This is a genomic window from Heyndrickxia acidiproducens DSM 23148 (assembly GCF_000374345.1).
GTDB classification, from domain to species: domain Bacteria; phylum Bacillota; class Bacilli; order Bacillales; family Bacillaceae_C; genus Weizmannia; species Weizmannia acidiproducens.
This window is the reverse complement of record NZ_KB894070.1, coordinates 1-2,532: the sequence shown is the minus strand read 5'-3', so window position 1 is coordinate 2,532 and position 2,532 is coordinate 1. Positions and strand designations below refer to the sequence as shown.

3 protein-coding genes are annotated in these 2,532 nt (G+C 48.5%); 1 reads left to right on the top strand and 2 read right to left on the bottom strand.

Annotation, left to right across the window (positions count from 1 at the left end; translation table 11 throughout):
- Positions 1–106 precede the first annotated feature (106 nt).
- Positions 107–604 carry a spore coat protein gene (locus C232_RS0118185; RefSeq protein WP_018665533.1) on the top strand — a complete coding sequence of 166 codons (498 nt, stop codon included), beginning with the start codon at positions 107–109 and terminating at the stop codon, positions 602–604.
- Between the two features lie 72 nt (positions 605–676).
- Here the strand turns inward: C232_RS0118185 and C232_RS0118180 are convergent, their stop codons facing one another.
- Together C232_RS0118180 and C232_RS0118175 are read right to left on the bottom strand one after the other, a co-directional pair.
- On the bottom strand, positions 677–2,032 hold the full coding sequence (locus C232_RS0118180) for a PFL family protein (protein ID WP_018665532.1): 1,356 nt from the start codon (positions 2,030–2,032) through the stop codon (positions 677–679).
- A 20-nt stretch (positions 2,033–2,052) separates the two neighbouring features.
- Positions 2,053–2,322 carry an ACT domain-containing protein gene (locus C232_RS0118175; RefSeq protein WP_018665531.1) on the bottom strand — a complete coding sequence of 90 codons (270 nt, stop codon included), beginning with the start codon at positions 2,320–2,322 and terminating at the stop codon, positions 2,053–2,055.
- Positions 2,323–2,532: the final 210 nt, after the last annotated feature.

Sequence of the window (2,532 nt, the reverse complement as noted above, 5' to 3'; positions counted from 1 at the left end):
ATAAAAATTTTGTTAGGAAACGTGTTGAAAAATATTTTTTTTGACACCCCACCAACGGCCTAAACCGTTGATAAATCAATATTTATAGAGGGAGGTATTGCTTATAATGCCGAGAACATTAGCCTGGCATGAAACATTGGAAGTCCATGAACTGGTCGCATCGCAAACGGTTTTCCTGGTTCGGTGCAAATCTTCTTTGAAAAATGTAACGGAGCCGAGATTAAAAGAACTGTACACATTTTCAGCGCGGGCCCTGGAGAAAAACATCCGTGAACTGCTGCCGTTTTATTCGCAGGCCCCGCGCGAAGATGAGGCAGAAGAAGAGGAGGAAAGACAGACAGGCGTCGGATTCCAGGCTGGCGAACTGCTGGTCACTTCAAAATCTGCTGTTAGAAATTACGCTATTGCGATTACCGAAACCGCAACCCCTGCGCTGCGTAATGTGCTCGTCCGCCATTTGAACAGCGCAATTGATTTGCATGCACGGGTATTTCATTATATGTATGAAAATGGGCTGTATCCGGCATATCATCTTCGGGAGCTGCTGAGCAATGATGTAAAAAATGCAAACAGGGCACTCAGGATGCGGGAGAGCGAGGAATAGCCAATAGGTGATTGAAAAAGGCAGGCTGATGGACAGCCTGCCTTTCTTCCGGATTGATGTATTTCTTTCCCCTTAATTTTTAAAAGAATGGATTGGTGCCGGGATTCGGCCGCCGCGGGCAATAAATTCAGCTGACGAATAGGAGTGGACACCCATTACAGGCGCATGGCCAAGCAGACCGCCAAATTCAACGGTATCGCCGATATGAGTACCCGGCGCCGGAATAATCCGTACCGCCGTCGTTTTGTTATTGATCACACCGATCGCTGCTTCATCCGCAATCATTGCTGCAATCGTTTCAGCCGCTGCATCACCCGGGATCGCGATCATGTCAAGACCGACCGAGCAGATGGCGGTCATCGCTTCCAGTTTTTCCAAATTCAATGAGCCACGGTTGACCGCATCAATCATGCCGGCGTCTTCTGAAACCGGGATGAACGCGCCGCTTAAGCCGCCAACATGCCCGCATGCCATGACACCGCCCTTTTTCACAGCATCATTCAATAATGCAAGCGCCGCCGTGGTCCCGTGTGTGCCGACAGACTCAAGGCCCATTTCTTCTAAAATATGTGCGACAGAATCTCCGACAGCCGGTGTTGGTGCAAGCGACAAATCGACAATGCCGAATGGGACGCCGAGCCGTTTCGATGCTTCCATGCCGACAAGCTGGCCCATGCGCGTAATTTTAAACGCCGTTTTCTTCACCGTTTCTGCCACGATATCAAACGGTTCACCTTTGACTTTTTCCAAAGCCCGCTTTACCACACCGGGACCGCTGACACCAACATTGATGACCACATCTGCCTCGCCGACACCGTGAAAAGCGCCGGCCATAAACGGATTATCTTCAACAGCGTTCGCGAAAACCACGAGCTTGGCGCAGCCGAGGCCCTGTGTATCCGCAGTGAGCGCGGCGGTTTTTTTGATGATCCCGCCCATATCCCGGACTGCATCCATATTGATTCCGGAGCGTGATGAGCCAACATTGACAGAGGCGCAGACCCGCTCGGTTTCCGCCAAAGCCTGCGGAATGGAGTCTATTAAAATCTTATCTCCTTTATGGTAGCCTTTCTGTACGAGCGCCGAAAATCCACCGATAAAATTGACGCCGACTTTTTTTGCAGCCGCATCAAGCGTCTTGGCAAATGCGACGTAATCTTTGTCATCCGTTGCACCGGCAATCAGTGCGATCGGCGTGACAGAGATGCGTTTATGAATAATTGGGATGCCGTACTCCGATTCAATATTCTCTCCCACCTGGACGAGTTTTTCAGCAAGCGCCGTAATCTTTTCATAAATTTTCCGGCGTGCTTTCTCCCCGTCTGCATCAATGCAGTCCAGGAGCGAGATGCCCATCGTAATGGTGCGGATATCCAGTTTTTCTTCTTCAATCATGCGTATGGTTTCAAGTATTTGTTTTGTTTCCATTACATTCGTTCCCCCACTTTTTACAGGCTGTGCATGGATTTGAAAATTTCCTCGCGCTGGATCTTGATTTGAACCTGCAGCAATTTCCCTTTTTCAGCAAGGGATTTTTTAATTTCATCGAAGTTTGCCTCCGCATTTGAAAGATCCAGCATCATCATCATCGTAAAATAGCCGCTCATAATCGTCTGGCTTACATCCAAAATATTAATCTTCAATTCTGCCAGCTGTGTGCTGACTCCGGCGATGATCCCGACACGGTCTTTGCCGATAACCGTTAAAATGGCTTTCATGTTACCCACTCCAATTCGTAAAAAAATTCATACTTCCACTATCACAGATTTTTGCATGCTTGTCCATGACCATTTCTGGAAATTTGCCGAAAAGTAAAGTGAAACTTCCATCAGTGGGGTTTTCCTTCATCCCCCACTGATTAGAAAATGAACAAAGGCTAAGAACTCAGGCGTCCTGTTGCAACGCCTCCTGCGACCTGCTTCCTGCAG

What these genes read in the sequence shown, in the direction of transcription:
- C232_RS0118185 (WP_018665533.1), top strand. Translation starts at nt 107, where the DNA reads ATGCCGAGAACATTAGCCTGGCATGAAACATTGGAAGTCCATGAACTG.
- C232_RS0118180 (WP_018665532.1), bottom strand. Translation starts at nt 2,032, where the DNA reads ATGGAAACAAAACAAATACTTGAAACCATACGCATGATTGAAGAAGAA.
- C232_RS0118175 (WP_018665531.1), bottom strand. Translation starts at nt 2,322, where the DNA reads ATGAAAGCCATTTTAACGGTTATCGGCAAAGACCGTGTCGGGATCATC.